This window comes from uncultured Candidatus Kuenenia sp. (assembly GCF_900696675.1).
Lineage (GTDB): Bacteria > Planctomycetota > Brocadiia > Brocadiales > Brocadiaceae > Kuenenia > Kuenenia stuttgartiensis_A.
This window is the reverse complement of the sequence record NZ_CAADGZ010000217.1, coordinates 1-3,177: the sequence shown is the minus strand read 5'-3', so window position 1 is coordinate 3,177 and position 3,177 is coordinate 1. Positions and strand designations below refer to the sequence as shown.

Genomic DNA, 3,177 nt, shown 5'->3' with positions numbered 1-3,177 from the left:
ATAATTCCATCAACTTATTCATAAGTAGTGTCCTCCAAATTGTCTGATTACTATTTACGAGGATACTACTATACTTTATAATAAACTAAAAATCACCTTTTTGGTTGCGGCCAAAGGCCGCGCTAGGAAATCTGTGGTTTTTCTTTTATTAATTAATGATTTCTACTAATAATGTATGATTCCTTCTCTTTTATCCATTTCCAGATAATTGCCGCATTCATACTTGATATAACTATTGGCGATCCACAATGGCGTTTTCATCCCGTAAGATTGATAGGGAAATCTATTCATTGTATAGAATATATCGTGCGTAGATTGCCTCTGCCGGAAAGGTTGATGGGGTTGTTTTTAACCGGCGGCATTGTGTCCGGCGTGTATATAATCACCTGCGAAATTATGTCCCTTTCTAAACAATGGAACCCGGTATGTCAGGTAATAACGGGAGGTATTATTGTTTATTTTGCGATTTCCATAAAAAATCTGGCAGATGAAGCAAAAAAAGTGATCAACATGCTTCGTATAAATGATTTAAAAAATGCCAGAAGTATGTTATCCCGCATTGTGGGACGCGATACAGCAGATTTAAACAGAGAACAAATAATACGCGCAGCTATAGAAACGGTGGCAGAGAGTTGTGTTGATGGCACTTTAGCGCCATTATTTTATTGTTTCATTGGAGGACCGGTCGCAGCGATGACCTATAGGGCGGTAAACACGCTGGATTCTATGGTTGGATATAAAAACGAAAAATATATAAAGCTTGGATGGGCGTCAGCGAGATTGGATGATATGGCAAACTACATCCCGGCAAGATTATCTGCCTTGTTTATTCCTGTGGCTTCTTTTTTATGCGGGCATGGTTTTCAATCCTCTTTAAGGACGGCTTTTCAGGAAGGAAGAAAACATGAGAGCCTTAATAGCGGAATACCCGAGGCTGCTTTTGCAGGTGCATTGGGGGTTCAACTGGGAGGGCCAAGCACCTATGGGGGTGAAGTTGTGGATAAACCCTATATCGGCGATAATAAAAAACAGTTAACACTGGAATCGCTGGAAATGGCGTTAAGGCTAATGTTTGTCACGTCCGTATTGTTTTTGATAAGCGGATTAAGTTTCATCATGATGGTCCGGGTTTTGGCAACGACGCAGCATTCGAGGTGACATGAAAATGCCGTTCCTGCCCCCTGATTCAGAAGGATAAATTCCAGCAGAAATCAAAAATCCTTTAGCGGGTTCACATGCAATGCGTCTTTCCAAAAATATTGAAATTCCTATACATTAAATTATGAACTGTACTAAGCATTTTTTGGAAACATTAGACCCAAGGGCAAAGATCATATCCCTTTTTTTTATTGTTTCCTGCATGGCCTTAACGCCGATGAGCAGGGCGAAGGATTTTGGAGTATATTTTTTGTTAATACTTGCAATCTTTTTATTTTCCGATATTTCACCAGCCCGGTTATTGCAAAAATTTCATTTTGTCCTGTTTCCCATCACCGTATTGCCTTTTATGCTACTGTTCATTCTTTTTTTAAGAAGAGCATTTATTTGTTATTTTATCAAAGGAAGCTGTTCGGCAGTAAGTATTGCGAAAGAAGAAATATGGACTTTTTTGTGCTTTATAATCAAACTTGATTTATCTATAGTATTCATTGTTGTTGTATCAGTAACTATGTCCTATACAGATTTTTTGAGAGGAGTGGAGAAATTATATATACCACGGGCACTTGTATTACGCATGGTATCTGCTTTGTATCATATCATTCAATTAATCAATAACAGTAAGAGGCTGTTGCGGTTTGAAATGTACCGTTTTATCGGCTTTAAACACCGGAGAAAATTAAAAAAATATATCCCTGCCCCATTTACATTATTTGACAAAAGACCTGATTCTCCCGGAAAAGACCATAGTGTATTATGTATTTGTGCTGGCGGAGAAATGTACAACACGGCGCATTTGCGGTTTTCCTATAAGGATTTTTTGTTTATGATAGGCGTAATCATCATGCTGGTATGCATCGTTTCCGGAGTAATTTATAAAATAGAAAACATTAAAATATCACACTCACATTTATGGCAAAATTTACAGATATGATTACTTCAAAAAGCTAAAGATTCGCGGTTACAATCTCTTTTTATCAACATGAGGCATCGACTCACCGGATATTAAAGGAAGAATTCTGACATGGAAATAAATTCTAATAAAGGACGCGTTTGTTACACAGAAGACATTTGTGCTGACGGCATATGTTGTTTTATGAGCATTCCCAGGAAGCAGAATCATTTGGGCATATGGAAACATATCTTCAGGAAAAGAAGCGCTGCGTATGGCATAAAATTGCTTTATACCGCCCTTCACGCAAAGGATATTGTTTATAATCCATGCAAGTGCCTGGAGTTTTATTTAACATGGAAAGATGACGCATCCGATGATATGCAGATACTATTGCGATGCGCTGCGTATGGTAAAAAGCGCAGGCCGTATGTATGCAAGGCATTTCCCGACAGGAAAGATAGTTTTATGCACGACGTCCCGGCACCTTGTATTTACAACGAGTATATTGCCCCTGAAGAATATGTCAGATTGAAACACACACACGTTTTCCGTCTTTTTTATGCCATCAAAGACGACCAGGCTCTTTTGCGCAAAATCTCTCCCCATTGTTCAGTCGATGATACACGGAAAAGACTAGATCAGTGTAAAGATAGTGTAAAAATAAGTGCCATCTGGAATGAAAAACCTTCGGAATATTTTCTAATAGAAGTACCAAAGGTTCCATCTATTCTCTGCACTTCAGAAGTACACCCCGTAATAAAAACGATACGGCAGGCATACAATCGCTGGACCGGACATATTGAGACATGGCTGGAAAAGCATTATGGCGATAAATGGCATACTTATTTGGAACAGGCGCTTGAAAACGAAGATAACAGGCCTGGCAGAAAAAAGAAGGAGAAAATATTCAAAAGCAAGATGACAAAATGAAACATCCATGAACCTTTGGTTCACAAACATGTAGTAAAATAAATAATCCACAAATTACCACGATTTCCCTAGCGCGGCCTTTGGCCGCAACCAAAAAGGTGATTTTTAGTTTATTATAAAGTATAGTAGTATCCTCGTAAATAGTAATCAGACAATTTGGAGGACACTACTTATGAATAAGTTGATGGAATTAT

3 protein-coding genes are annotated in these 3,177 nt (G+C 38.3%); all 3 read left to right on the top strand.

Translation table 11 applies throughout. From position 1 onward, the window contains the following. Nucleotides 1-171: 171 nt before the first annotated feature. The 3 genes from cbiB (at nucleotide 172) to QZT26_RS17005 (ending at nucleotide 2,983) form a co-directional block, all read left to right on the top strand. Nucleotides 172-1,158, top strand: a complete 987-nt coding sequence (gene cbiB, locus QZT26_RS17015; protein WP_099324003.1) for an adenosylcobinamide-phosphate synthase CbiB — start codon at nucleotides 172-174, stop codon at nucleotides 1,156-1,158. Nucleotides 1,159-1,282: 124 nt separating this feature from the next. Then, nucleotides 1,283-2,092 (top strand): CbiQ family ECF transporter T component, encoded by an 810-nt coding sequence (locus QZT26_RS17010; RefSeq protein ID WP_099324004.1) that lies wholly within the window; start codon nucleotides 1,283-1,285, stop codon nucleotides 2,090-2,092. A 90-nt stretch (nucleotides 2,093-2,182) separates the two neighbouring features. Next, nucleotides 2,183-2,983, top strand: coding sequence for a hypothetical protein (locus QZT26_RS17005; protein WP_099324005.1), 801 nt, complete (start codon nucleotides 2,183-2,185; stop codon nucleotides 2,981-2,983). The last annotated feature ends 194 nt before the right edge of the window (nucleotides 2,984-3,177 follow it).